Genomic DNA, 25,610 nt, shown 5'->3' on the forward strand with positions numbered 1-25,610 from the left:
CCGCCCGGACGGCATACTTTACTCCCGACCACGAATACGGCTGACACATCGGGCCGCCTGCATGCCAGCACGGCGTAGACCTAGCCCTGCGGATGCGGTGCGGCGCCCCTTTGCAATGCATCAGCCGGACCCGAGATCCATCCGTGGGTTACGATGCCGATCCCTCCGCCGCGTGACGGCCGGGTTCCGTCGTTCCCAAGAGATTGCCCATCGTGTCGCACTATTCCGGACCCTTGCTGACACGCGCCGTCGCCGATGCGCTGTTGGCTGCGCGCGATGCGGGCACCGGCGCATGGACAGGCTCGCTCGACCTGGGCCGCTCGAACGAACACGTCACGCTGCAGGCGGACGCCTGGAAGTGGCGGGATCGACAGTATCCGTATCCGGCGAAGCTGAAGGACCGCACCATCCATTACTGGGACGGCGACGAGTTCGCGCCGGCGTCGCGCTATGCCGGCTCGCTGATCAAGCTGGTGCCCACCGAATGGGGTGCGCCCACCTTCGAGATCGACGGCATCAAGATGCTGCCCACGTCGAAGGAATCGCCGTTCGAGGATGCGCGGCGCAAGGTGGCGCTGGTCGAGCCGCATGGCAAGGTGCTGCTCGATACCTGCGGTGGCCTCGGCTACTTCGCCGCCTGTTGCCTGGAAGCGGGCGTGGCGCGCGTGCATTCGTTCGAGAAGAACTCCGACGTGCTGTGGCTGCGCACGCTCAACCCGTGGTCGCCGGATCCCGACGCGCCCGCCCATGGCGGCCGCCTGCAACTCATCCATGCCGACGTGGCGCAGGCGATCATGCAGATTGCCGATGCGTCGATCGACGCGCTGCTGCACGACCCGCCACGCTTCGGCATCGCCGGCGAACTCTACTCACAGGCGTTCTACGATCAACTGGCGCGCGTGCTCCGCCGCGGCGGGCGCCTGTTCCACTACACCGGCAGCCCGAACAAGCTCACCAGCGGCCGCGATGTGCCGCGCGAGGTGGAGAAACGGTTGGAGAAAGCCGGGTTCAAGGCGCAGCTCGCGCTGGACGGCGTGCTGGCAGCCCGACGCTGAACCGCGCGACGAGCCGGCGTGCCGTGTTGTGGGCCACGCGCTCCGGGTCGGGACGACTTTCGCGCCGCGCGAGCATCCGAAGCATTGTCCACAGCATCCGCTCCGGCGATTTCGGCGTATAAATCCCCAAGCTCCCCCATCGTCCAGGAATCACGCCCATGAAGTCCTCGCTGAAATTCGCCGCCCTCGCTCTGCTCGCTGGCGCCACCCTGGCGTCGCCGGCTTTCGCCGCCCTCAAGGAAGGCACGCAGGCGCCCGATTTCTCCGCACCGGCCTATCTCGCCGGCCAGCCCTTCACCTTCAAGCTCGCCGACGCCCTGAAGCATGGTCCGGTGGTGGTCTATTTCTTTCCCGCCCCGCACACCTCCGGCTGCAACGTCGAGGCGCACCTGTTCTCGCAGGCCATCGACCAATTCAAGGCCGAACATGCCACCGTGATCGGCGTCACCGCCGGCAACCTCGACCAGTTGGCAGCTTTCTCGAAGGAAACCGAGCATTGCGGCGGCAAGTTCCCGGTCGCCGCCGACAAGGGCGCGAAGATCGCCAAGGAATATGACGCGCTGCTGATGTTGAGGCCCGGCTGGTCGAACCGCACCTCGTACGTGATCGCCCCATCGGGGAAAATCACCCATGTCTATTCGGATCTCAGCCCCAAGAAGCACGTCCAAGAGACGCTCAATGCGGTGAAGGCGCTCGAAAAATAGTCGGCCGTCGAGTCAACCGACGGCAACGGTGGACACTTGCACCGGCCTCTCGCGGGCCGGCCCGTTTACCGCAACGCGAAATCAATCGCCGCGCAAACCGCGGCCACCTGTGCGGCGTTGCATTGCTCGGCGGTGGCGCGCGGGCTGTCGGGGTAGACCTCGGTAGTCGTTTTGTAAGTCGCGTTGGTGATGCCTGCACACAGGCCGAGCTGCCTGAGCGCGTAGTTGATGACGCCCGGCGCCACCATGGGCGAGCCGATGATCTCGCCGTGGCGATCGGCCGGGGCAATATGGGTGACTTTCGCCACCGCCGCGATCACCGCCTGCTGGAATTCGGGTTGCGGGTGCTCGCTGTCGTCGACCAGATAGAAGCCGTCGGGGATTTCACCCGGAACGTAGGCCACGCCGTCCCGAGCGGCCAGCGCCGGGCGAAATTCGGACTCGTCGGTATCGGTGGTTTCGTGCAGGTCGATGTGCACGAGCATGCGATCGCGGAACGGCGCAACCAGGTTCATCAGCGCCGCCGACTCCTGCGCCGGGCTGTCGTCGCGAAACGAACGATTCGGGTCGAGCGCGTGCGGGTTCCAGCGATGAATCCTTTCGTAGGCCCACGGGCTGACGCATGGCGCGACCAGCAGGTTGACCCGGCCTGCGTAGCTTGCCGCGTGCTCGTCGACAAAGCGCAAGGCCCCATGCACGCCGCTGGTTTCATAGCCATGCACGCCGCCGGTCACAAACACACAAGGCAGCTCATCGCGCCAGCCGCGGCTCTTGATCGCGAGCAACGGGTAGGAGTCGGGCTGATAGTCCAACTGGCCGTACTGCATCACATCGTAGTGCGAGCGCAGCGTCTCGATCCTGCCCAACACATCCGCCGCGTAGCTGCGCTTGCGCGTCTGGCGCGCCAGCCAGACCGCTACTTCAGCCTCACCCCAGGGACGTCCGGGCGTGCCGATCGGGTAGTGTGCAGATGTCGTCATTACGTCGCTCGCTTTGCAGTGGCTTCAAGGAAAGACACTGTAGCAGCGGGCCGGGATGCGGCGGCGGGAGCCTGCCGCCGCGTCATGCTCGTGGCCGATACGGCCCCTGTCGGCGCAGGCGCAACACGAGCTTTCGGCGCATTCTGGCCACCAGGCCAAAGGCGCTGGAGAACGCATACTCGCCCCGGCTGAGCAAACCCTCCCGCATCAGTTTGCGGCGCTGCTCGCCGCGGGCGCGATGGACCGCGGCGAAGTCGTCGCTCAGTCCGGTGGCGCCTCTTTCGCGCTCATTCCAGATGCCCAGAACCTGGTCGATCCGGGCGCAGCGATAGCCGGAAAAGACGATCCGCGACCACAGCAGGTAATCCTCGGAACGCCAGAAGTCCTCGTCGAAACGGAACGGCAGGTCGCGACGCAGTATCACCGAGGTCGTCGGAAAGGGATTGCGCAACAGCAGCGTGCGCCGGCCGATGATCTGGACGTCCACTGGCGGCCGCAGTGCGGGGACCGCCGTGCCGCGTGGACGCACCAGCATGCGATGCGCGATCAGCGCGATGGCCGGGTCTGCCTGCAGAGCCGCCATCTGCAACTCCAGCTTGCGTGGCCCCCAGCTGTCGTCGGCATCGAGGAAGGCGATGTAAGGTTGCTGCGCCTGCTGCCAGGCCGAGTTGCGGGCCCGCGACGGCCCCCCATTGGCGGGCAGAACAATCACCTTGATCCAGTCGGTTCCGTGGACCGCGGCAACGCGATGCAGGGCTGCCACGGTATCGTCGCCGCTGCCATCGTCCACCAGCAGGACTTCGGCGGGGCGCAATGTCTGCGCCGCGATCGAGGCGACCGCATCGTCGATGGTCGCTGCGCAGCGAAAGCACGGAACCACGACGCTCACCGGCGCCAGCTTGGCCGATGATCCACCCATGTCGGAGGCATCCGCATGCACGGTGGCCTCGACCTGATCCTCATCATTCATGACCGATCGCCATCGCGACGACTGAATAGCACCACAGCATTGCGAGGGAAGCGTCAAGAGGCCGTCAACATAGCCCGGCAGGAAGAGGCTGGTTTGCACCAGTCCCGATTACCTGGACCGCTGCGGTCGTCCCGCCACGCCGCAGGCCACTGAAAAGCGGATTGGCACCTGTTGTCATCGGGACATCGGTTGTCGGAGTGCGTGTCCGTCGCTTCGTATATCACCGCTCAGGCCGCCGGGCGCCGCAATGAGGCGAAGCCGTCGGCCGAACCGTCGACAAATTGCTCGGTGAGCATGCGGATGAAGGCGGACACCTTGCGGCTCACGTGACGGTGCGGCGCATACAATGCCCATACTTCGCTGCCGCGGCCTTCCACGCGGCCCCACTGGCGCAGACCGCCCGTATCCACATCGGGCTGCACCAGGGAACGCGGCATCATCGCCACGCCGGCACCGTCGAGCACGGCGTCATGCACCATGGCCATGGATGACAGGCGCAGGCTCGTGCGTGTGCGGAGCCGTTGCACGCCTTGCTCATGCACGATGTTCCACAACGCTTCTTCGGCCGTTCCGGACAGCATCACCGCAGGCACCGGCGCGACTTCATCCGCGGCATCGGGTCGCGGAATGGACGGATGCGCGACCACGACCAGTTCGTCGCGCAGGAAACAGCGCCCGGCCAGGTCGGTGGTCGGCGCGGGGTTGGCGCGAAGCACCAAATCGTAGCCATCGGCCAGCGGATCGACGAAGCGATCGTCGGCGCTGATCTCCAGTTGCACGTCCGGGTAGGCCGCAGCATACCGGGCGGCGATGCGACCCAGCCCGCGCTGCGCGAACAGCACCGGCGCGCTGATGCGCAAGCGGCCGTGCGGCAGGCCAGCTTCGCCTTTCAGCGTTTGCTGGATCTCGTCGATCCGGTCGAGCAGCACCGAAGTCTGCTCGTGCAATGCGACGCCTTCTTCGGTGAGCCGCAGCGTGCGCGCACCGCGTTCGATCAGGCGCACGCCCAGCGAATCCTCCAGCTGCCTCACCCGCCGGGACAAGGTCGCCTTGGGCCGTCCCGTCGTCCGGCTGGCGCGACTGAAACCGCCGTGGCTGGCCACGGTGTTGAAATCGATCAGGGCTTCGAGATCCATGTCCGTTCCATTATCAAGACGCAACGTCTCGATAATGCCTCTTTCGTTTCCATGCCGAAACGCCAAGATAAGTCCCGTACCTGCTCCCACCCATCCCCCTAAGCCACTCAAGGAATCCCGACATGAGCATTCTCGTCACAGGAAGTACCGGCACCGTCGGCCGCCAGGTCGTCAACGGCCTGGTGGCACGCCACGCCAGCGTGCACGCCCTCACCCGCAACCCCGACAAGGCCAGTTTCCCCGAGGGCGTTCGTGCCGTCGCCGGCGAGATGACCGACGTGGCCTCGATGCGAGCCGCGTTGAAAGGCGTCGACACTCTGTTCCTGCTCAACGCGGTGGCTGCCGACGAAGTGACCCAGGCCCTGATCACGCTGACCCTGGCGCGCGAAGCCGGTATCCAGCGCATCGTCTACTTCTCCGTGCAGAACAGCGACGCGTTCACCGACGTGCCGCACTTCACCGGCAAGTACGCGGTGGAACGTGCGATCGAACAACTCAACCTGCCGGCCACCGTGCTGCGACCGTCGTACTTCATGCAGAACGACGCGATGATGAAGGACGCGCTGCAGCACGGCGTATATCCCATGCCGCTCGGCGACCTGGGCGTGCCGATGGTCGATACGCGCGACATCGCCGAGATCGCGGTGGCCGCGCTGCTGCGTCGCAAACAGAGCGCCGCGCCGCTGCCACGCGAAGTGATCGAGCTGGTGGGCCCGGACACGATCACCGGAAATGCTGCTGCCGCCATCTGGTCCGACGTACTCGCCAAACCGGTCGCCTACGGCGGCAACGATCTGGACGCCTTCGAACGGAACATGGCCAGCCGCGCACCGTCCTGGTCCGCCTACGACATCCGCCTGATGCTGGCGCGCTTCCAGAGCGACGGCATGCGGCCCGCGCCCGGCAGTCTCGACATCATGACCGGCCTGCTCGGCCACGCACCGCGCTCGTACCGGGAGTTTGTGCGGGAGACCGCCGCGTCGTGGGATGCAGCGCGCTGAGGCATGGGTGCCGCTCGCCTGGTCGTCGCATCGCGCGGAGCCGGATGCACTCGCGCCTGGAAGGGGAAAACTACCCCCTGCTCGGAACGCTCACGTCCCGACCCCACCGCCGCCGACGCGATCGCGCCCCTCGGCCTTGGCACGATACAACGCCTCGTCCGCGCATCGAAGCAATTGTTCCGGCGAGTCCGTGGCGGTGGGCACGACGGCGCTGATGCCGATGCTGATGGTCACGTGCGGCGCTGCGCTCGAACAGCGATGTTCGATCGCCAGCGCGCGTACGGCCTCAAGCATGCGCTGCGCGACTGCGACAGCCTCGGTGGTGTCGCACTGGGTGAGCAGCACGGCGAACTCCTCGCCGCCGTAGCGTGCAGCGAGGTCCGCAACCTTCGAGCGCAGCACTTTCGTCAGCGCGCCCGCAACGGCGGTCAGCGCGACATCGCCGGCGAGATGGCCGTAGGTATCGTTGTAGGCCTTGAAGGCATCGACGTCGCACATCAGGACAGCCAGCGATTCGCCGCTCGCGACGTGCTCGTCCAGCGCCTCGCGCAGCCGGCGGTCGAACGCGCCGCGATTGGCAATATGAGTGAGGCCATCCAGTCCGGCCATGCGCTGCAGTTCGGCGTTCGCACTGCGCAACGCCTCGGTATGTTGCGTAACCTCTTGTGTCAGCTCGCGTTCGCGCTCGTGCAGACGCCATACGCGCAACCGGTAGACCGCGGCGAGCAGGCCGATGATGATCACTGCGACGAGGACGCGGAACCACCAGGTTTCGTACCAGCTCGGCACGATGGTGAAGGCCACGCTCGCACCCTTGGTGTTCCACACGCCGTCGTTGTTGCTGGCGATCGCGCGGAACACGTAATCGCCGGGCTGCAGGTTGGTGTAATAAGCGGTACGGCTGTTGCCGGCATCGATCCAGCCGCGGTCGAAGCCGTCGATGCGATAGCGGTATTTCACCGCGGCAGGCGCCACGTAGCTCATCGCGGCATAGTGCAGTTCGATGCGTTCCACCCCCGGACCGATCCGGCCGATGCGATCCGGATCGACTTCCCTGCCGTCCACCAGCACGCGCTCGATCGCCACTGGCGGAACCATACGGTTCACGCGTTGATGCTTCGGGTCGACGATGACCACGCCGTTGGCCGTGCCGAACCACATCCGCCCGTCGCGGGTGCGCCACGCCGGCGTCTGCGAAGCGCCGTTGGCCTGTTGCGACAGCATGCCGTCGTTCTTGCCATACCAGTGGGGTTCGATCCGCTTCACCATGCCGCGGTCCAGCGCATCGATGTCGGCCCACGCGAATCGCGCGATGCCACGGTTCGAACTCACCCAGAAGTGGCCGTCGCCGTCGTCGAGCATGGCGAATACCGCATCGCCATAGAAATCCGCCCGCTGGGTGAACGGCTGCACCGAATGGCCGCGAATGCGCATGAGGCCCATGCTGGTGCCGAGCCACAAATCGCCATTCGTCTCGGGGTGAAAGGCGAACACGCTCATGCCCGGCAGCCCGTCCGTGCCGCAACGGTCCACCACCCCGTCCTGCAGGCAACGCAGGCCGCTGCGCTCGCCGATCCACAGGCGCCCGGCGGGGTCCTCGTAAAGCGCGCGGGTGTCGTCGCCGTGCGTGCCCTTGACTACGCTGACCTTGTCGCCACGGATTTTCGCCACGCCCTGCAGCGTTCCGACCCACATGCTGCCGTCACGGCTGGGCGCAAAAGCGAACACGATCGTGCCGGGCAGGCCATCGCCGATGCCGAAGTTGCGTACCGTGCCATCGGGCGCGATCCGGCTGACGCCTTCGGTCGATGCCACCCAGAGATTGCCGGCGGCGTCGGACTGGATGGCGCGCAACAGCAGGCTCGGCAGTTTCGCGTTGATCGCCGTCGCCGGCACCAGCACCTGATGCTCGTAACGTGCGAGCCCCGAACCGTCGGTGCCGACCCAGAGCGTACCGGCTCGATCCTGATACACGGCGCGTACCGCGTTGGAATCCATCTGTCCGGTGACGGTGACGAGTTTCGAATCGCTGAAACGATGCACGCCGCTCGATGTCGTCCCCATCCACAAGCTGCCCTCGCGATCCTCGAACATCGACCGCACCGTTTCGCCGGCCATGCCACTGAGCGTGTCGTCGCACTCGAAGCGGGCGGTGGTCAGGCGGCAGATGCCCATGCCGAGCGGTGCAAACCACATGCTGCCGTCGCGGTCGCCGAACAGCGAATAGATGCGCTTGCCGTCCAGTGCGGCTGCGCGCGGATCGTGTTCGAAACGCCCATTGTGGTAGCGCACCGGCCCGGCCTGGGTGCCAGCCCACACGGCGCCGCCATGGTCGATCGCAAGGCTGTAGACGGCGTTGCTCGGCAGGCCACGCCGGATGTCGAATGTCTCGACCTGGCCGTCGTGCCAGTGCACGACGCCCACGCCATCGGCCGCGATCCAGATACCGCCCGCCGCGTCGGCCACGATCCCGCGATAGAACCCGCGCGGCGGAAATCCGCTGGCCTCGTCGAGCAGGCGGATGCCCTCCGCGCCCATCCGCGCGACGCCTGCATTGGTGGTCAGCCAGAGCGCGCCACCCCGATCCTGCACGATGCCGAACACGCTCTTGATGTTGGCGGGCAGCGCCACCTGCTCCAGCTCGCGCCCGCGGCTGCGGTAGAGCCCACCGTTCAGCGTGCCGACCCACAGCGTGCCAGCGCGATCGACGTGCACCGCGGTGATCGCCGTGCTCTTCAGCACCGGTGCCACGCGCGGATCGATATTGTCGAACTCCGCCCCGCTGTAGTGGACCAGCCCGCCGTACGTCGCCAGCCAGATCGAGCCATCCTTGCGTTGCGCAATGGACAGCACCGTGCTTTGCGGTAGCTGGTTCTCGTACCAGACGTGGGTCAGCTGCCCGATCGTGCGATCGGGATCGAGCGCGCGTACCGGCGCAAACGCCAGCATGCCCGACACCGCCAAGCCAAGCGAAAACCATCTCCCCCGATGACGATTCATGCGCAATCCAACCGCTCCCCCGCGATTCGGCAACAACCCGGCGCCGTGCCTCGCAGGCGATCGTCAGCCGTCGGCCCGGAAGGCCGATGCGCGAACTATCGCATATCCCGATGACCGCGGCGGCGCGCGGAACGGCAACCGCGGCGGCTTCATTCCGGCGCAGGCCGGAGAAGTCACTCAACGCTCACTTTCACAAGACAATACCCCCGGCGCACCACCAAAGTGCGATTCCGGCCTGCGCCGGAATGACAGCAGGGGAGCTCTCCGGGCGGTGGTGGGAGCGACTCCAGTCGCGATGCTTTTTGAGCAAGCGCTGGAGAACTCCGAAAACATCGCGACTGAAGTCGCTCCCACAGCGGGGCAAACCCATGCAACGCCTGGCGTGTGAAGTGCACGCCCCAAAATATTCCGGACGGCCGTGGGCAATAGCGAAGAATCCCGACTCGCCAGCGTCATTTCCTTCGCCGCAATCCGCGCTTCTCGTACCAGTGGTGGGCGTACGGATTGCTGTTGTAAGCGGGGATCTCCACGTAGCCATTGCGGGCGTACAGCGCCCGGGCCTCGCCGAGCGTCCGGTTGGTATCCAGCTGCAACACGTTCACGCCGGCTGCGGCGGCGTGTTGTTCGAGCGTGTCGAGCAGCCGTTGCGCAATGCCCAGCCCGCGTACCGCGGGCGCCACCCACATGCGCTTGATCTCGCCCAGCCGGCGTCCGGTGATCTTCAGTGCGCCGCAGCCCACGGGCTGGCCATCCAGGCGCGCCACGAGAAACCACCCGGCCGGCGGCACGAGTTCGGCGGGATCGGCCGAGACGCTGAGCGCCGGATCGAACCCTGCCTCGAAGCGCTGCCCCAGTTCGCGGAAATACGCTTCGATGCACAAGCGCGCGTCGGCGCTGGCGGGGTCGGCGAGCTCGATCGTCACCGAGGATGCGCGCATGAGCCGCTCGACCTCCTCCATCGCCGCGAGCAGGCGCTCGCGCTGGCGCTCGCCAAGCGGAGCCAGCAACGAAACGGCAAGATCCCGCGAGCGGCGATCGAGTGTGCTCCACTCCTTTCGCCCCTTTGCCGTCAGCGCGACCCGCCGCACCCTGGCGTCGCCGGTGTCGCGCTGCGACACCGCAAGGCCTTGCCGCTCCAGCGAGCGCAGCAGCCGGCTGAGATAACCCGAATCCAGCGACAGGCGTGCACGCAGGTCACGGATCATCGCTCCATCGCGACCAATCTCGAAAAGCAGCCGTGCCTCGCCCAGCGGACGACCGCTGCCCAGGTAGTTGTCGCTCAGCACGCCGATCCGCCCGGTGACCACGCGGTTGAAGCGACGGACCTGCTGTAATTGTCGGGTATCCATTTATCTGACTATAGTCAGATGAATCGCTGCGTCAAGCCGACGATGCCGGACCCGCGCCCTTTCCATCCGACCCGCGTCCGACCACCGCAACGTTCACGTCGCATCGCCATTGAAAACCCAACGTCTCGTAGAGCGAAATCGCCGCGACATTGCTCTTCCATGCATGCAGGAAAGCGGTTTCGCCGCGTGCAGCGATGGCCGCGGCGACATGCCTGGACAGGCGCCTGGCAAGCCCATGACCACGGAAATCGGGATGCGTGCATACGCCACTGACTTCGGTGCAACCCGGAAAACGAAACCGTTCGCCGGCCATCGCCGCAAGTCGACCGTCGACGCGAATGCCGAAGAAGCTGCCCATGCGATGCGTATGCCGCAGGAAAGGGCCAGGTTCGGTCAAGGTGGCCAGTGCCAGCATTTCGGCCGCGTCCGGCTCACCCAGCCTGACGATGCCGGCGTGCCCTTCGTCGGGTGGCGTCACGGGCGAATGGGCGACCATCTGCACGCCCGTGGCGACCTTGATGGCGACCAGTCCGGCGGGAATGCGGATCGCCGGCACCTGCAGGATGAACACCTGGTCCGACGGCGGCACGAGGCGGGCCAGGGCTTCCAGAGCGGCGTCACTGTCGTCGCGCGCGGAGGCGAAGCGATTGACGCCAGGTTCGTAACGTCGCGCCAGTTCATCGCCGAGTGACAGGCCCGCATGCACGGTGACGAGACTGGCCCAGACCGGCCGATCGAGATGATTCATCGCCACGATGCTCCATGATCAAAAGCCGGAATACGCGCGGTTCCGGACGGCTGGTTAGGTTACCGCTGCAGGGAACGCAAGAACCACACCAATACGAGATCCGGCAACCACGCTGCTCCGTGAACCGTAGAACCTTGTCAACCGGCAGCGCGGTCACCTCGTGATGATCCAGCCGGTCATGGTCTTCGCCTGGAACAGCGATTTGGTGATGGTCTTTTCGGTCGCCTGGATGGCCACCATGAACAGCGGCGACATGTCGTCGTTGCCCGAGGCCGTCTCGGGGTTTGGAAGGGTTGAAGCCTGGAAGAGAAGCTGGCGCGCGGAACACAACGAAACGAATGAAGCTCCCCTCTAACTGCAGGAGCGACTTCAGTCGCGATACCCCTTCGCAAGCACCGCAGAACTTCGAAAAGCGTCGCGACTGAAGTCTCTCCCATCAAGCTCGTCGCCGGGCAGCTCAGCGTCGCTCCTGCACGCGCAGCAGATTGCCTGCGGGATCGCGGACGGCGCAGTCGCGAACGCCGTAGGGCTGATCGGTCGGCTCTTCGACGACTTCGGCACCGCTGGCCTGTATCCGCTCGAAGGCAGCGTCGAGATCCTTCGTGGCCAGCAACAGGATGGCGTAGGTGCCTTTGGCCATCATCTCGGCGATGGTGTGCTTCTCTTCATCGGTGACGCCGGGGCTGGCCGCCGGCGGATACAGCACGATCGACGTGCCGGGCTGGTCGGGCGGGCCGACCGTGATCCAGCGCATGCCGTTGTATCCGACGTCGTTGCGCACCTCGAAGCCGAGGGTGTCGCGATAGAACGCCAGCGAAGCGTCAGGGTCGGTTTGCGGGAGAAAGCTCGCGTGGATGTTGATGTCCATGGCCGTCTGCTCGGTGTGGAAGGAGTCGTCATGCTAAGTCCGACTCCGGGGCTGGCGCTTCTTCATTCCTGACCGGTTGTGTCCTGACCGGTCGGGTCACCTGCCGCGCGACGCAGGACGGCATGCCCGCCGTCGCCTGCGCAGCGTCGCGTCGGTACGCGCCGGGAGACATCCCGGCCAGCTCGGTGAAGCGCGTGCTGAACGTGCCCAGCGACGAGCAGCCCACCGCGAAGCAGACCTCGGTGACGCTGAGGTCGCCACGGCGCAGCATCGCCATTGCGCGCTCGATGCGCCGGGTCATCAGATAGCTGTAGGGCGACTCGCCAAATGCCAGCTTGAACTGGCGGCTGAGATGCCCGCCCGACATGTGCACCCCGCGGGCAAGCGCCTCGACGTCCAGCGGCTGCGCATACTCCCGATCGATCCGGTCGCGCACGCGGCGCAGCCTCGCGAGGTCGCGCAGGTGCCGTGCTGCGGTGGATCGGCTGTTCATTCGCGGATCGTCCCACGCGGCTCCGGGGTGCTCAAGCGCGTCGAACCCGGATCATTGCCGGCGGCCAGCGGAGCGTCGCCGGGCGATCAGTTTCAACCATGGTCCCGAATGGAAGAGACCCATCAGTGCATACATCGCGGCCATGCCGCCCAGCGGCGAAGCTCCGTGCGCCGCCGAGCAAAGCATGGCCATCGGATCGTCTCCAGCGATACCGGTCAGCAACGCCATGCCGGCGAACGTCGGGGTCGCCGCCAGGCCCAGCCAGTCGCCTGCGCGCAGCGATTCCGCTTTCATGCCCTGATGCTCGATGGTGGCGCAGCCATCTGCGCCGGCACGCGCCTTGTTCATGAGCCTGGGTCGTACTTGTCGTGGTGGCGCCACCAGACGCCGTTCTCGTTGCGCCCCCTGGGTGCGCGATCAAGCCACTGGTACATGCCCCACAGGCCGTCCAGTCCGCGTGCGTAGGTGGAATAAGCGTGATGGACGACGCCGTCCTCCAGCACGAACGCACTCATGCCCGGCATTTCGCGCATGTAGGTGGCCACATCCGTTTCCGTCATGGCCGCCATCCGGCCGACGAAACCGTCCTCACCGGCACTCACCGCCGGCCTCATGTCCATCGGCTGGTAGTTGTAATTCACCGGGCCATGACGCAGTTGCTTCTCGGTGAACGCCACGTTGAAGTCGAAGTTGAACGCCCCGTCGAGGGTCGACGCCCAGGGGAATGTCCAACCCATCCGCTGCTTGAACGCCTGCAGCTTCGCGAGCGGCGCCCGCGACACCGCGGTGAAGGCCACATCGTGGTTTTCCAGGTGGACGACGGTGCCGTTGAACCCGTCCGCGATGGCCGAGCACGAAGGACAACCGGCCGTGTAGTCGGCCCCGAACATGAAGTGGTAGACGAGCAACTGCGAGCGCCCGCGGAAAAGATCCGCCAGCGACGCGCTGCCCGCGTCGGTCTCAAACCGGTACGCCTTGTCGACCCGGACCCACGGCAGCGCCTGCCGTCGCCGCGCGAGCTCGTCGCTGCGCCGGGTCAGGTCTTTCTCCGCCTCCAGCAACTCCAGCCGCGCCGCCAGCCACTCTTCGCGTGTTCCCGTCTTGTGATCGGTCATCGTCTCTCTCCCCGAATTCAGGCTGCGACCGGCTCGTTGCGCACGTAGTCGGCCATCTGGTCGCGCAAGGCAGACCGGAAGGCCGGCCGCGCCTCGCAGCGCTTGACGTAGGCGTCGAGCCGCGGGAACTCGGCCACCAGATCCGTATGCCGGATGAACCTCAGCACGGTGGTCATCAGGATGTCGGCTGCCGTGAAGCCACCCAGCAGATGGTCGCGACCGTCGAGGCATTCGGAAAGCGCGGCCAGTCGGGCCTTCACTTCGTCGACCGCCGAGGGACGTCGCAACGCCACCCATGCTTCGCCCTGGTGCTGCTGATCCATCACCAGCAGATTCCACAACGGCGGCTCGACGGTATTGAGTGCGGCGAACATCCAGCTGAGCGTTTCGAGACGTTGCCCGGCGGGCATCAGCGCTTCGCACTGTTCGGCGATGGCGCAGACGATGGCACCGGATTCGGTCAAGGCGCCGTCGGCGGATTCGAGAACCGGCACCATGCCGAAAGGATGCTTGCGCCGGTAGGCGTCGGAGTTTCGCTCCTCGATGCCAACCCACCGGCTTTGATAGGCAAGCCCCGCCTCTTCCAGCGCCCAGCGCACGCGCAGATCGCGTACCAGCCCCTGGGCAAAAGGCGGCACCCAGCTGAAGCCCCACACGGCGATATCTTTCATGTCGTCTCTCCTCGCATTCGCGTCTTGTCGGTGCCGCTTGTCTGCGACAGGTCGGTTGTTGTTCGTGGGATAGACTGCGGCCGGGCCATCCGTGGGTGGGAGTGACAACTGTGGCGCGAATGACATGGACTCCCTGATCACGGCTGCGGCGCGTGCGCTGGCGGCGGGCGATCCGCTCGGTGCATTGAAGCGGGTCGCTTTGCGCGAGGACGCGCCGGCACTCGCGCTTCGCGGCATCGCGATGGCCCAGCTCGGCGATTTCGCGCGGGCGAAGGCACTGCTGCGCCGCGCCGCACGTGCTTTCGGCCCGCACGAAACGATGGCGCGCGCACGCTGCGCCCTCGCCGAGGCCGAGATTGCGCTCGTCTCGCGCGACCTCGGCGAACCCGCCAAGGCACTCGACACCGCACACGCCACGCTGGTCGCACACGGCGACGCGGTGAACGCCGCGCACGCGCGCTACCTCCAGGCCCGCCGCCTGCTGCTGATCGGACGCCTCGACGATGCCGATCGCACACTTGCCGAACTCGACCCGGCCACATTGCCGCCGGCGTCGCGGGCATCCTGCGAGCTGGTCACCGCGGGCATCGCGATACGTCGCCTGCGCACGGCCACGGCGCGCGCCGCACTGGTTCGGGCCGGGCATGCCGCGCGCCAGGCGGGCATTCCGGCGCTGACGGCGGAAGTCCGCAACGCCGCCCGCGTGCTGGAGCTGCCCGCCGCGCGGCTGATCGCACGCGGCCATGAACGACTTCTTCGGCTGGACGAGGTCGAGACCTTGCTGGCCTCCACGGCCTTCGTCGTGGACGCATGCCGCTACGTCGTGCGCGATGCGCGTGCGGCCGTCTCGCTGGAGCGGCGCCCGGTATTGTTCGCGCTCGCACGCATCCTGGGCGAAGCGTGGCCCGGCGACGTGCCGAGAGCCACGCTGATCGCGCGCGCCTTCCGCACCCGACACGCCGATGAGTCGCATCGCGCGCGGCTGCGGGTGGAAATCGGTCGCCTGCGCACGCTGCTGCGGCCGATGGCCGACATCAGTGCGACGAAGCACGGCTTCGCGCTGGCCCCGCACCACGCGAGCGAAGTCGTCGTGCTGGCCCGGCCCGTCGACGATGCGCACGCGGCGGTGCTCGCCCTGCTCGCCGACGGGGAAGCGTGGTCGAGCTCGGCCCTGGCGCTGGCGCTCGGCACCAGCCAGCGCAGCGTGCAGCGGGCACTCGACGCGCTGGCGGCTGCAGACAAGGTGGACTCGTTCGGTCGCGGCCGGGCGCGCCGCTGGATGACCCCACCCGTGCCCGGATTCCCGACAAGCTTGTTGCTCCCGGCGCCCTTCCCCGGCGACTAGGATGGGTGCATGAAACGATCAAACGCGGAAATCATCGGCGAGTACGGTCCCTTCCCGGGTGTCGATTGCGTCCATGGCGTCAGCTATGACGGCGAGCGTGTCTGGTTTGCCACCGGCGACACGCTGGCCGCGTTCGACCCGGCCAGCGGGGAAGCATCGCGCACGATCGACGTCGCCGCGCACGCGGGTACGGCGTTCGACGGACAGCACCTTTTCCAGATCGCCGAGAGCCGCATCCAGAAGATCGATCCGGCGACCGGCCGCGTGCTCGCCACCATCCCGGCGCCGGGTGCCGGTAGCGACTCCGGCCTCGCCTGGGCCGAGGGCTCGCTCTGGGTCGGGCAGTACCGCGAGCGCAAGATCCACCAGGTCGACCCCGAAACCGGCGCGATTCTTCGCACCATTGCCTGCGACCGTTTCGTCACCGGCGTCACCTGGGTCGACGGCGAACTTTGGCATGGCACCTGGGAAGGCGACGAAAGCGATGTACGGCACATCGATCCCGCCACCGGCGACGTTCTCGAGAGTCTGCGGATGCCGCCCGGTGTCGGCGTCTCGGGGCTCGATTCCGATGGCGACGAGCGGTTCTTCTGCGGCGGAGGACGCAGCGGCAAGATCACCGTCATCAAAAGGGAACGGCAGTGAATGGCGCTCGCATGAGCGCTGAGCCTCGCTGTTGGTTCGCGAAGGCAATGATTCGCTCAGAGAGGTTGCGACTATTCAACCTCGGAGCCCGGCCATGGCGAGGGCATGGTTGCCGAGTTGAGGCAACGCAGGAGTGGTTGCCCGATGGACAGGGCAAGTTCGGATAGCGATTGATGGGGAGCAGACCGCGAAGCCGCAGAGCCGCGCAGACGCTTTTGCAGCCCGGAAGATTTCCGCCACCCACGCTCCCGGGGTACTCCCTCACACCATTTTCCGAGCATGCGCACATTTCGGCCCGAAGTGCCGATGCTAGGCTTCCCGGCAACGCCCGGCAGACTGACACGCACACCGCAGGACAGTATCTGGGCGCTACGGAAATCGTTTCTCATACCGCCCCATTGCCGAAGGATCGCGCATGCCAGCAAGGCTTCTGTCCACACTCTTCCTGTTGCTGACCCTGGCACTGTCCGGCTGCGAATTTTCGTCATCGCCTGCCACGCCGTCGCAGCAATCGAAGTATTCGCTCGACAAGATCTTCAAGGATCCCAAGGCCCAGGCGCTGGCGCTGGCCGCCGAGCAAGGCAACGCCGCGGAAGTGCAGCGGCTGATGAAACAGGAGCACGTCGATCCCGACGTGATTTTCAGCGACGACGACAGCGGCATGCCACTGGTGGCGTGGCCCGTGTTCACGCTCAACCCCGCGGGGCTTAAGGCCATGCTGGACAACGGGGCCAACCCGAATGCGCGCAAGCCCGGGCAGCACACTAAATCCTACGAGGACGGCAGTGGCGGCACCTATTTCGACTACGACAATGCGATGGTCTGGGCGGCCAAACAGGAAGACCCAATCTATCTGAAACTCCTGCTGGATCACGGCGGCGATCCGAACACCCGCAATGGCAACGACGAGACCCTGCTTTTCCAGGCATTCATCTGGCACAACCAGTGGAACAACGTGCAGCTGCTGGTGGAACACGGCGCGGATGTGAATGCTGAAAGCGCGGGAATGTCCATACTCTTCCAATACGCTGTGAGCGGTGCGTTCAAGCAGACCTACTGGCTATTGCAGCGAGGTGCCGACCCTACTGACGGACGCGGCAAGCCACCTTCAGAACCCGAGCCCAATGCATACCCGATCATCGAGGCCATCTATTGGCATCCGGGCAATCCGAATGATCCATCCTGGCAACGCCTTTGCCAGCACTGGCTCCTCCAACACGGATACTCGCGCCCACCCATGCCGCCAAACTACGTCGACATGCGCAGGAATCTCGGATTCCCCTACGACGAGAAAGACATTCCACTGCTGTAAACCGCATCATCAAGGAGTGATGACATGTCCGGTCCCGATACCCACCAGCAAGAAGAAGCCCTGTTGCAACAGTTGCGAGATAGTGGCGATTCCATAGACGCTGCGAAGTTGGAGAAGCTCTACCACGACCGCCAGATGGCCCTCTTGGCGGCCGATGTCTACGACGCAGCCAGGGGCGTGGGCCACGCACCACCAGGTTGGATACGCGCCAGCGAGCATCCTGAGTTGTTGCGCCAATACGCGCCGCAGTTCCATATGAGCAACAAGCAATTGCTCGACGAGTTGCATCCTGAGAAATCAGGGTTCCGCGCAGAAATCTATCTACCCGATCCAAAAGTGCTAGGCCCTGGTTACAAACCGGTGGTAGCGCTCAAGGGCTCGTCCGGCGAGGTAATGACCTCGCAGGGTTTGCGCGACACAACCAAGGAAGACTTCCTCGCCAACAACTTTCCACAATCTGTTGGATTGGAAACTGACTATTACGATCGGGCAATGACCTTGGCGAAGGATCTAAAGGCCAAAGGCCTCGACTTCGAGCTTTCCGGTCACAGCCTGGCCGGCGGCATGGTTTCCGCCGCTGCAGCGGTCACCGGCAACCACGCCACCACATTGAACGCCGCCGGCTTGCATCCCGAAACGGCCAGGCGCTTCGGCGAACAGAACGGCATCCCCGTATACGACCTGGAGCAACTGAAACCACTCGTCACGTCGTACCAAGTGCAGGGCGAGCTGCTCAGCAATGGTGTGCAGGACAACGTCCATCGCATGGATGTCATCCAGCGCGCCGAGTTGGGTGGCGTGCTGAAGGAGACCAGCCAGTTGCTGAATGCATTGCCTCAAGGTCGGAGCATTCTCAAGCATCAGCTGGACGGCGGCGTACCGCCGCAAGCGCAGGCGTCGGTGCATGCCTTCGTCGACAAACTGGCCACGGGCAACACGGACAAGATGCTGCGCGAGTTGCCTTTGGCAGCAGGCGAAGTGCAGCCGTTGCTGGCACCCATGACCCGCCTGAATCCGAATGATCCCGCCAGCCCGCTGCTGGCCCGCAATCACGTGCTCTCCCTGCCGGAAGTGACCTGCCTGGCAGCACCGGTACTGGAAACCATGAGCATGGTTGCGATGGGCGCGCACGTTGGCGAACGCGGAGGTGAAGTCGTGGCTGCGGGCGGTCATGCAACGCAGCAGGTACTGCATGCCGCCGGTGATGGCGTACGTGGCTTGACGGAGATGGGCGGGCAGGCATCGCGCGCGGTGACGCAGTTCGAGGGTGCCGTGGTGCAGGCAGCCGAGCACCACGTCGGTGCTGCCGTCGCGCATGCTCGTGAAGCTGCTGCCGAGGTGCAGGCGCGGGTTGACCAGAGCGTGGGACGGGCGCGGAAACTGGGAGCATCGCTGGAGGCTGGCTTGTTGCACGGCGTTGGCCACGTGTTGCCTGAAGGTGCACGGACCCGGATGGATGCAAAAGCCGCGCAGCTGGAACACATGGGCGACGAAGCCAGCCGCCTTGGCCAGGCTCAGGCTGCCGAGGCACGCCGCGAAGGGCATGTCGACGCTGCCGCCATTCGTGCGGCAACCCATGCGATGCAATCGGGGACAGGCCATGCCGTCACGCAGATAGGCAATTTTCAGCACGATGCCATCGCCAGCGCCGGGCATCTGGCCGGCACCGGACTGGATGCATCCGGCCAGTTTGTCGAGGGCACGTCACGGCACGCGCCGACCGTCGGTGCTGCGGCAGGGGCGTGGCTGGGAGCCGACGCCGCTGTCGCCATGGAGCTGAATCCGGGCAATTATCCGCGCCTGTATGGAGCCGCCGTCTCACTCGCACAGGGCACGGAGGCTGGCGCGGAAGCCGTTGAACGGCACCTGATGCGTGCGACGGTATTGCCCAGCATGGACAGCCGCATCGAGCATGTCGAGCAACTCGCCCGCGAAAGGTTGCAACACGCGCAAGCGCCTTCGGCCCGGGACCAATCCGCCGCGTCACCGCGCCTCGATGATCCTGCGCATCCCGGATACGCGATGTTTCACCAGATCCGCGACGGCGTGCACAGGCTCGACGCTCAGATGGGACGTCCTCCGGACCAGCAGAGCGAGAATCTGGCCGGTGCGCTGACCGCCGCGGCCAAAGCCGGCGGATTGAGCCGTGTCGATGCCGTGGCATTGAGTGACGACGGCTCGCGAGCTTTCGTGTTGCAGCACGTCGTTCCGGCAGCGCTCACCATGAACGCGCAGGTGGAGACGATGCAGGCGGTAAACACGCCGCTGGAGCAGAGCTCCATGGAATGGCAAAAGGCAGATCAGCACCAGGCGCATGCACAGACACAGCAACAGATCCGGAATGCGTCCCTGCAGCCGAGCCAGGTGGAACAGCAAGCTGCCTCGATGATGACGCTGGGCAGCAGATGAGTTCGGGAAACCGAGGCGCGCGAAAAGGCGCCCCGGTTTCGCGCAGCCATGGCAGGTTGCGGTCGCACAAGTTCCGCCTGCCGACCGTGAACTACGAGTTCAAGCCCGGCCACCGGATCATGGTGCATATCCAGTCCAGGCTGTTCCCGCTCTACGACCGCAACCCGCAAACCTGGGTGCCCAACATCCTGTTCGCCAAGCCCGCCGCCTACCGCAAGGCGACGGTGACGATCGAGCATGGAGGCGATGGGCGTAGTGCGGTGCTGATGCCGGTGGTGGCAGGGGGGCAGGGGCGATCGGCAACAACTGAACTGCCCAGCAAGGACCAACGAAAACCCTTTGACCGTCAGAAGCCAATGAACCTGCCCCATCTGCTGACGCCGGGGAGAACCAGCGCGTACTTATTGACTGAGCGACGAAATGGTCGCTCAGTTTTGAATCTATACTGGCCGCGGGCGCAGCGGCCTCGATTGCGTTGCGGCCTGCGGCGCTGGGGGGGTCCAACGCCGCTCATCCACGAATCAGGGGAAGAAAACATGCGTATCTGGAAGTACGGGGTCGTCTCGTGTCTGCTGCTGGCCGGCTGCGCCGCTGGTGTGAATTTCACAAAACCGGATGACGGCCAGCTCGTGGTTGGCAAGACAACGGAAAGCGATGTCATCACCACACTTGGCAAGCCAAACATCAAGGGCGCCAAAGTGGTCAACGGCGAGTCCTTGAACACAGACACTTATGCGTATGCGAAGGTCGGCGGTACCGCTGCGCTGCCGGGTGTAACACCGGCACGTTCGCTAGCGCTCGTCTTTCGCAACGGAGTGCTGGTGGAAAAGGCTTATTCCAGCTCGTTTGCCGCCGACAGCACCTACTTCGACGTGACCAAGGCAAAGACCGTCAAGCCTGGCATGACCGTCAGCGAAGTAGAGAGCTTGCTGGGGAAGCCCAGCGGGGAAGCTATTTTTCCCAAGCGCTTGAGGGAATATGTGTTCACCGAGACCAAGGGTTTCAAATCTCAGCACAACTTGCTGACGGTCGAAACGGACGACAACGGCAACGTGGTGAACGCTTACTACAATCAGGTAGGCCAGCTCTGAACTTCCGCAGAGCCCGGCGCGCTTTTGCAAGACTTTGACCGCGCGCATGGTGTGGTCTCCTCTGGCTTCGTAACCTGTGAGGAAATGACCGCATCATGCACGCACTGCTCCCTCAATCTGAGCGCGACGGGTTGATTGAGCGAGGAAATGGGGGAACCCCAAGGTCAGAGCCTCCAATACCGCCCGTGCTTTCTACCCCACGCCGTGGCGATCGAGCGCGTCGCGATCCCACCTGGCCAGGTCGGCGGCGCGCGCGTAGGTGCTGTCGATGAAGGCGTGGATCATTTCATCCGGCGCATCGGCTTGCCGGACCGCATCGTAGGGCAGGATGAACTCGCCGAGCTCGCGATGGTAATAGGCGGCCGGCGGTTGCACGTGCGCATCCTTCAGTCCCGGCGGTTCCGGTGCGGCATACGCGTAGAAAGCGGGCTCCGGCAACACTCCGCTGCCAGGCCAGAAGCCGTGACTGATCACTTCGTGCGAATACGCGTCGCGCTCGAACTCCGGCCCTTCGCGCGGCGGCGCGCGACGACCGGAGAAGCGCGTCACCGCCATGTCGAAACTGCCCCAGAAGAAATTGACGGGACTGCTCTTGCCGACGAACGCGCATTGCGAAGCGGTGAACACGCGATCGACCTGCACGAGGATGCGCCACAGGCGGTTGGCGTACGCGGGGTCGTAGGTGTGGTGCTGCGTATCCCGGTCGAGCCGGATCGGCTCGGGAACCTCGACGGCCCCGGGCCAAATCTTCACCGGCAGGTGCATCGCGTCGAGCGTCGCCATCAACTCACGGTAGAAATCGGCGACGCTGCGTGGCGCCAGTGGCAACGTCCGGATTTCGCCGTCCGAAGCGCGGACGGCCAGTTGATGGTCGATGAAGTCGAGCTCGATGGTGAACGATCGGGTGCCGTGAGGCAGCGAGCGCGTTGCCAGTCCCCGCGGCGTGACGCGCAATGCCACCGACCAGCAATGATTGAGCGGCGGTGCCTGCGCCAGCGCGATCTTGCCGATCACCTGCAGCCACATATGCAGTGTCGCGCAGGTGTCCTTCCATGCGTCGTAAGGCAGCGCGGGCCAACCGGTTTCAGACGTCGTTGTCATTCCACTGCCCCATCGTCTCCGGTTGCACACGCCCACGATAATCGGTCGACGATGAACCGAATCGTCCGGCGGAAGGATCACTGATTCAGCTTGCCGGCCGACATGTGCACGTCGGAGGAAAGCGCCCCGGGGGTCCAGCGATCCACGCGGCGAGGGGCGCCCAAGCCGATCACAAACGCCAATGGAAACTGAACCGCCCGCCCCAATTGCACGGGCAAGTGAACCTGACCCCGCTTTTGCAGGCCGTTTGGGGGGTAGGCTGGCCCTCCCCCTCGTCCGACTGAACTGGAGTCCCCCATGGCCCTGTGGAAAGAATCCGGCAAGACCTCCCCCGCCGAAACGCCCGAAGCCATGGACATGGCACGCCTCGACATTCCGGAAACCAGGCCCAAAGTGGAAACGCCGGCTCAGCCTGCGCCTCGTCCCACGACCACGGCCACGCCAAGCAAGCCCAAGACCGAATCGCTGATCGCGCCCGATATCACCATCGAGGGCAAGATCGAAGGCGAGGGACACGTGCGCATCGCCGGCAACTTCAAGGGCGACGTCAACGTGCGCGGCGATCTCACCATCGAGCCCGGCGCCCGGGTCACCGGCAGCGTGCGCGCCGAGAAGGTCACCATCGCCGGCGAACTGATCGGCAACATCGAATCCGCAGCGCATGTGGAATTGCAGCAAAGCGGCGCGCTGACCGGCGATTTGAAAGCAGGCTCGCTCAGCGTGGCCGCCGGTTCGCGCATGCGCGGCCAGGCCGAGTTCGGCTGGGACGATGGGAAGGACGGCAACAGCGCGCACAAGAACCACGGACAAGGTGGCACTGCTTCGTGAGCAACCCGACCTCGGGCACGGCCGGGGCGACGCGCACCTGCCCGCACTGCCGGGAAACCATCCTGGAAAGCGCGGGCGTTTGCCCCGCCTGCCGCCACAAGTTGCGCTTCAGTGACCCCACCGATGCAACCACGACGCCGGCGTCCGTACCGTTGCGCGTGGAAGGCAGCTTTCGCAACCCCGTCGACAGCGGCGCGTGGGAATACTCGATGGTGCTGACCATCCGCGACGAACGCGGCGAGGAGATCGCGCGCAAGCTGGTAGGCGTCGGCGCCATGCGGCCGGACGAACAACGCACCTTCACCCTGAGCGTCGAGATGAACCCCGCCAGCGCGGGCGGCAGGCAGCGCACACGGCATTGATGAGCCGCGCCCGCGTGATTGCGGGAGTCAGCCGCATTGGTCGCCCGGGCGATGGGAGCGCAATCGAAGTTGTTCAGAGCCACTTTCGGCGATGCTGTTTCGCCTTGGTCGATGGATAGTGAATCCCGCTGTTCATGCCCGCCCTGGAGCCTTGCATCTGGCAGGGCGACTTGGCCGGCGGATTAGAGCCGAACCATCGATCCCGCCGAGCTCAACTCGCGCAAGGGCCTTCGCTCTCTCGTGCGCTTCTTGAGAAAGCGCACTTCGCCCCGATGCTCTTGACCCTGTGACTCCCTCCAGCATGTAGCCATGTTCGACAACATCAGAAACTGGCGTTTGCGGCGCATCGTCGCTCGGCACCCGATTGCCGAATCGCTCTGGCGAGACGCGCTGCAGCGATGTACCGCAGCGCGTCGGCTGGGCGCTTCCGACCAGGCCACGCTGCGCGTGCTGGCGACGCAGTTCCTGGAGAGGAAGTCGCTGGAGCCGACCAAAGGGTTGCATCTGGACGACGCCGGCCGCGTCTTGCTCGCGGCGCATGCCTGCGTACCCATCCTGAAACTGGGCCTTGATTGGTACGACGGTTGGCACAGCGTCATCGTCTACCCGGACGCGTTCATTCCACGTCGCACAAAAACGGATGAAGCGGGCGTGGTACACCAGACCAACAGCATGATGGCCGGTGAGGCATGGGGACGTGGGCCGGTGATCCTGTCCTGGGCGGACGTGCTGAATACCGGGAAGAAGCCGGGGCACAACGTGGTCATCCACGAAATGGCCCACAAGCTCGACATGCTCAACGGCGATGCCAACGGCTTCCCGCCATTGCATCGGCGCATGGATCGCCGCGTGTGGTCGCGGGTCTTCTCGAGCGCGTGGGATAGCCTGAAGAGTGAGCAACGCAACGGGGCCGACTTGCCGATCGACCCCTACGCCCTGGAAAGCCCGGCCGAGTTTTTCGCGGTAGCCAGCGAGCAATTTTTCGAGGACCCGGCAACCTTGCGCCAGCATTTGCCGGAGGTCTACCGGCAGCTCGAGCAATTTTATCGGCAGCATCCGTTCTGAGCCGCTTTCGCGCAGTCGCCCTCAGGTGACGCGCTCCCCCGCCGCCACGCGGACGGCCACCACATCCATCTGCACGGGGTGGATGGCCAGGCGCAGACGCCCGGCATCGAGGTACAAACGCAAGCGGCGATACCTGACCAGGTAGGCCACCGCCACCGCGGCTGCCGCAACGCCCGCCAACGCGCCCACGCCCAGCGCCCAACGCGCGCCGACATGATCGACCACCCAACCGACCAGCGGTGCGCCGATCGGGGTGCCGCCCATGACCACGGCAATCCGCAGCGCCAGCACCCGGCCGCGCATGGCGCGCTCGGTGGTGAGCTGCATCATGGAGTTGCTGGCGGTCATGAAGGTGAGCGCGGCCAGGCCGACGAAGAACAGCACGGCAGCAAACAGATAGGGGTTTGGCATCACCGCGGCCACCGCCAGGGCGACACCGAAGCCCGCTGCGGCAATGCCTATCAACACCATGCCGGGGAACGGGCGACGCGCCGAAAACAGGGCCCCGCACATGGTGCCCGCCGCCATCGCCGAGGTCAGCAGGCCGTACTGGCTGGCATTGCCGTGGAACACCGTGACCGACATGGTCGAGATGAAGATGGCGAAGTTGAAGCCGAAGGTACCGAGCAGGAACAGCATCACCAGCACCGCCATCAGGTCGGGCCGCTGCCACACGTAGTGGAAACCGGCCATCAGACTGCCCGGCGTGCGCCTTGGTCGCCCTTCGGTCAACAGCTCGTGCACCCGAAGAAACCATAGCGATGCCAGCACGGCCGCATAGGAACCCGCGTTGATCAGGAACAGCCAGCCCTCGCCGACCGCGGCAATCAATACGCCCGCCACGGCCGGTCCGATCATGCGCGCGGCGTTGAAGGAGGCGGAATTCAGCGCCACCGCGTTGGCCAGGATGTCGTCGCTGACCAGGTCGGACACAAACGCCTGCCGCACCGGCGCGTCAAACGCGGTGACGCAACCCAGCAGCAGGGCAAAGCCGTACACCTGCCACAGCTGCACCACGCCGGTGATGGTGACCAGGCCAAGCCCGAGCGCCAGCAGCCCGGCGATGCTCTGGGTGAAGATCAGCAGCTTGCGACGGTCCAGGTGGTCGGCGGCAAAGCCGGACAGCGGCAACAGCAGCAGCGGTGGCCCGAACTGCAGCGCCATCACCGTACCCACCGCCGTCGCGTTGTGATGGGTGAGCACGGTAAGCACCAGCCAGTCCTGGCCGATGCGTTGCATCCAGGTGCCCACGTTGGACACCAGCGCGCCACCGGCCCACAGCCGGTAGTTGTAATTTCCGAGCGAGTGGAACATGCCGTTCATGGCTCGCCGGACGACTCCGCTGCCGCGACGACAAGCGGG

At 65.4% G+C, this 25,610-nt stretch carries 23 protein-coding genes and 1 pseudogene; 11 read left to right on the forward strand and 13 right to left on the reverse strand.

Annotated elements, in window-relative coordinates; genetic code table 11:
• The first annotated feature begins 212 nt into the window (after positions 1-212).
• Positions 213-1,055 carry an MnmC family methyltransferase gene (locus tag CIW53_RS04810; RefSeq protein ID WP_149363573.1) on the forward strand — a complete coding sequence of 281 codons (843 nt, stop codon included), beginning with the start codon at positions 213-215 and terminating at the stop codon, positions 1,053-1,055.
• Between the two features lie 158 nt (positions 1,056-1,213).
• Positions 1,214-1,759, forward strand: coding sequence for a peroxiredoxin (locus CIW53_RS04815; protein ID WP_149363574.1), 546 nt, complete (start codon positions 1,214-1,216; stop codon positions 1,757-1,759).
• 65 nt (positions 1,760-1,824) lie between these two features.
• Here CIW53_RS04815 and CIW53_RS04820 read toward each other — a convergent pair whose 3' ends face one another.
• The 3 genes from CIW53_RS04820 to CIW53_RS04830 form a co-directional block, all read right to left on the reverse strand.
• Positions 1,825-2,739 (reverse strand): M14 family metallocarboxypeptidase, encoded by a 915-nt coding sequence (locus tag CIW53_RS04820; RefSeq protein WP_149363575.1) that lies wholly within the window; start codon positions 2,737-2,739, stop codon positions 1,825-1,827.
• Between the two features lie 82 nt (positions 2,740-2,821).
• The gene (locus tag CIW53_RS04825) at positions 2,822-3,709 is read right to left on the reverse strand and encodes a glycosyltransferase family 2 protein (RefSeq protein WP_149363576.1); all 888 of its coding nucleotides are present in this window, start codon (positions 3,707-3,709) and stop codon (positions 2,822-2,824) included.
• A gap of 227 nt (positions 3,710-3,936) precedes the next feature.
• The gene (locus CIW53_RS04830) at positions 3,937-4,845 is read right to left on the reverse strand and encodes a LysR family transcriptional regulator (protein ID WP_149363577.1); all 909 of its coding nucleotides are present in this window, start codon (positions 4,843-4,845) and stop codon (positions 3,937-3,939) included.
• A gap of 122 nt (positions 4,846-4,967) precedes the next feature.
• On the opposite strand from CIW53_RS04830, the gene CIW53_RS04835 reads away from it, so the two are divergent.
• Positions 4,968-5,846 carry an NmrA/HSCARG family protein gene (locus CIW53_RS04835; protein ID WP_149363578.1) on the forward strand — a complete coding sequence of 293 codons (879 nt, stop codon included), beginning with the start codon at positions 4,968-4,970 and terminating at the stop codon, positions 5,844-5,846.
• 90 nt (positions 5,847-5,936) lie between these two features.
• On the opposite strand, the gene CIW53_RS04840 is transcribed toward CIW53_RS04835, so the two are convergent.
• The 8 genes from CIW53_RS04840 to CIW53_RS04880 form a co-directional block, all read right to left on the reverse strand.
• Complete coding sequence (locus CIW53_RS04840; protein ID WP_149363579.1) at positions 5,937-8,846, reverse strand: two-component regulator propeller domain-containing protein; 2,910 nt, start codon at positions 8,844-8,846, stop codon at positions 5,937-5,939.
• Between the two features lie 452 nt (positions 8,847-9,298).
• Positions 9,299-10,195, reverse strand: coding sequence for a helix-turn-helix domain-containing GNAT family N-acetyltransferase (locus CIW53_RS04845; RefSeq protein ID WP_149363580.1), 897 nt, complete (start codon positions 10,193-10,195; stop codon positions 9,299-9,301).
• A 31-nt stretch (positions 10,196-10,226) separates the two neighbouring features.
• Complete coding sequence (locus CIW53_RS04850; RefSeq protein ID WP_149363581.1) at positions 10,227-10,943, reverse strand: GNAT family N-acetyltransferase; 717 nt, start codon at positions 10,941-10,943, stop codon at positions 10,227-10,229.
• A 457-nt stretch (positions 10,944-11,400) separates the two neighbouring features.
• Positions 11,401-11,811: a VOC family protein gene (locus tag CIW53_RS04860; protein WP_149363583.1), complete on the reverse strand. Its 411-nt coding sequence runs from the start codon at positions 11,809-11,811 to the stop codon at positions 11,401-11,403.
• Between the two features lie 28 nt (positions 11,812-11,839).
• Entirely contained in the window at positions 11,840-12,304 is a 465-nt protein-coding gene (locus CIW53_RS04865) for a helix-turn-helix transcriptional regulator (RefSeq protein WP_149363584.1), read from the reverse strand.
• 51 nt (positions 12,305-12,355) lie between these two features.
• Positions 12,356-12,652: a hypothetical protein gene (locus tag CIW53_RS04870; protein ID WP_197736622.1), complete on the reverse strand. Its 297-nt coding sequence runs from the start codon at positions 12,650-12,652 to the stop codon at positions 12,356-12,358.
• Positions 12,649-13,419, reverse strand: coding sequence for a DUF899 domain-containing protein (locus CIW53_RS04875; RefSeq protein ID WP_149363585.1), 771 nt, complete (start codon positions 13,417-13,419; stop codon positions 12,649-12,651). Before CIW53_RS04875 ends, CIW53_RS04870 begins: the two co-directional genes overlap by 4 nt.
• A gap of 17 nt (positions 13,420-13,436) precedes the next feature.
• Positions 13,437-14,090, reverse strand: coding sequence for a glutathione S-transferase family protein (locus tag CIW53_RS04880; RefSeq protein ID WP_149363586.1), 654 nt, complete (start codon positions 14,088-14,090; stop codon positions 13,437-13,439).
• Positions 14,091-14,214: 124 nt separating this feature from the next.
• On the opposite strand from CIW53_RS04880, the gene CIW53_RS04885 reads away from it, so the two are divergent.
• The 5 genes from CIW53_RS04885 to bamE all read left to right on the forward strand — a co-directional run bounded on the left by CIW53_RS04885 (position 14,215) and on the right by bamE (position 20,892).
• Positions 14,215-15,435, forward strand: coding sequence for a helix-turn-helix domain-containing protein (locus CIW53_RS04885; RefSeq protein WP_149363587.1), 1,221 nt, complete (start codon positions 14,215-14,217; stop codon positions 15,433-15,435).
• 9 nt (positions 15,436-15,444) lie between these two features.
• Positions 15,445-16,080: a PQQ-binding-like beta-propeller repeat protein gene (locus CIW53_RS04890; RefSeq protein ID WP_149363588.1), complete on the forward strand. Its 636-nt coding sequence runs from the start codon at positions 15,445-15,447 to the stop codon at positions 16,078-16,080.
• 415 nt (positions 16,081-16,495) lie between these two features.
• Positions 16,496-17,392 (forward strand): ankyrin repeat domain-containing protein, encoded by an 897-nt coding sequence (locus tag CIW53_RS04895; protein ID WP_149363589.1) that lies wholly within the window; start codon positions 16,496-16,498, stop codon positions 17,390-17,392.
• 24 nt (positions 17,393-17,416) lie between these two features.
• Positions 17,417-19,801 carry an XVIPCD domain-containing protein gene (locus tag CIW53_RS04900; RefSeq protein WP_149363590.1) on the forward strand — a complete coding sequence of 795 codons (2,385 nt, stop codon included), beginning with the start codon at positions 17,417-17,419 and terminating at the stop codon, positions 19,799-19,801.
• Positions 19,802-19,887: 86 nt separating this feature from the next.
• On the forward strand, positions 19,888-20,892 hold the full coding sequence (gene bamE / locus CIW53_RS18115) for an outer membrane protein assembly factor BamE (protein ID WP_343192138.1): 1,005 nt from the start codon (positions 19,888-19,890) through the stop codon (positions 20,890-20,892).
• A 192-nt stretch (positions 20,893-21,084) separates the two neighbouring features.
• Here bamE and CIW53_RS04910 read toward each other — a convergent pair whose 3' ends face one another.
• Entirely contained in the window at positions 21,085-21,993 is a 909-nt protein-coding gene (locus CIW53_RS04910; RefSeq protein ID WP_149363591.1) for a DUF5996 family protein, read from the reverse strand.
• Positions 21,994-22,452: 459 nt separating this feature from the next.
• Between CIW53_RS04910 and CIW53_RS04915 the strand changes: the two are divergent.
• From CIW53_RS04915 to CIW53_RS04925, 3 genes and pseudogenes are all read left to right on the forward strand, one after another.
• Positions 22,453-22,821, forward strand: a pseudogene (locus CIW53_RS04915) (polymer-forming cytoskeletal protein); the annotation flags it as partial.
• Entirely contained in the window at positions 22,818-23,183 is a 366-nt protein-coding gene (locus tag CIW53_RS04920) for a hypothetical protein (RefSeq protein ID WP_149363593.1), read from the forward strand. The pseudogene CIW53_RS04915 and the gene CIW53_RS04920, both read left to right, overlap by 4 nt.
• A 309-nt stretch (positions 23,184-23,492) precedes the next feature.
• Positions 23,493-24,248, forward strand: a complete 756-nt coding sequence (locus tag CIW53_RS04925; protein ID WP_149363594.1) for a M90 family metallopeptidase — start codon at positions 23,493-23,495, stop codon at positions 24,246-24,248.
• 21 nt (positions 24,249-24,269) lie between these two features.
• Here the strand turns inward: CIW53_RS04925 and CIW53_RS04930 are convergent, their stop codons facing one another.
• A complete protein-coding gene (locus CIW53_RS04930) occupies positions 24,270-25,571 on the reverse strand; it encodes an MFS transporter (RefSeq protein WP_149363595.1) in 1,302 nt (433 codons plus the stop codon).
• Positions 25,572-25,610 lie beyond the last annotated feature (39 nt).

It is taken from the genome of Rhodanobacter sp. T12-5, from assembly GCF_008329435.1.
In the GTDB taxonomy this organism is placed as follows: Bacteria; Pseudomonadota; Gammaproteobacteria; order Xanthomonadales; family Rhodanobacteraceae; genus Rhodanobacter.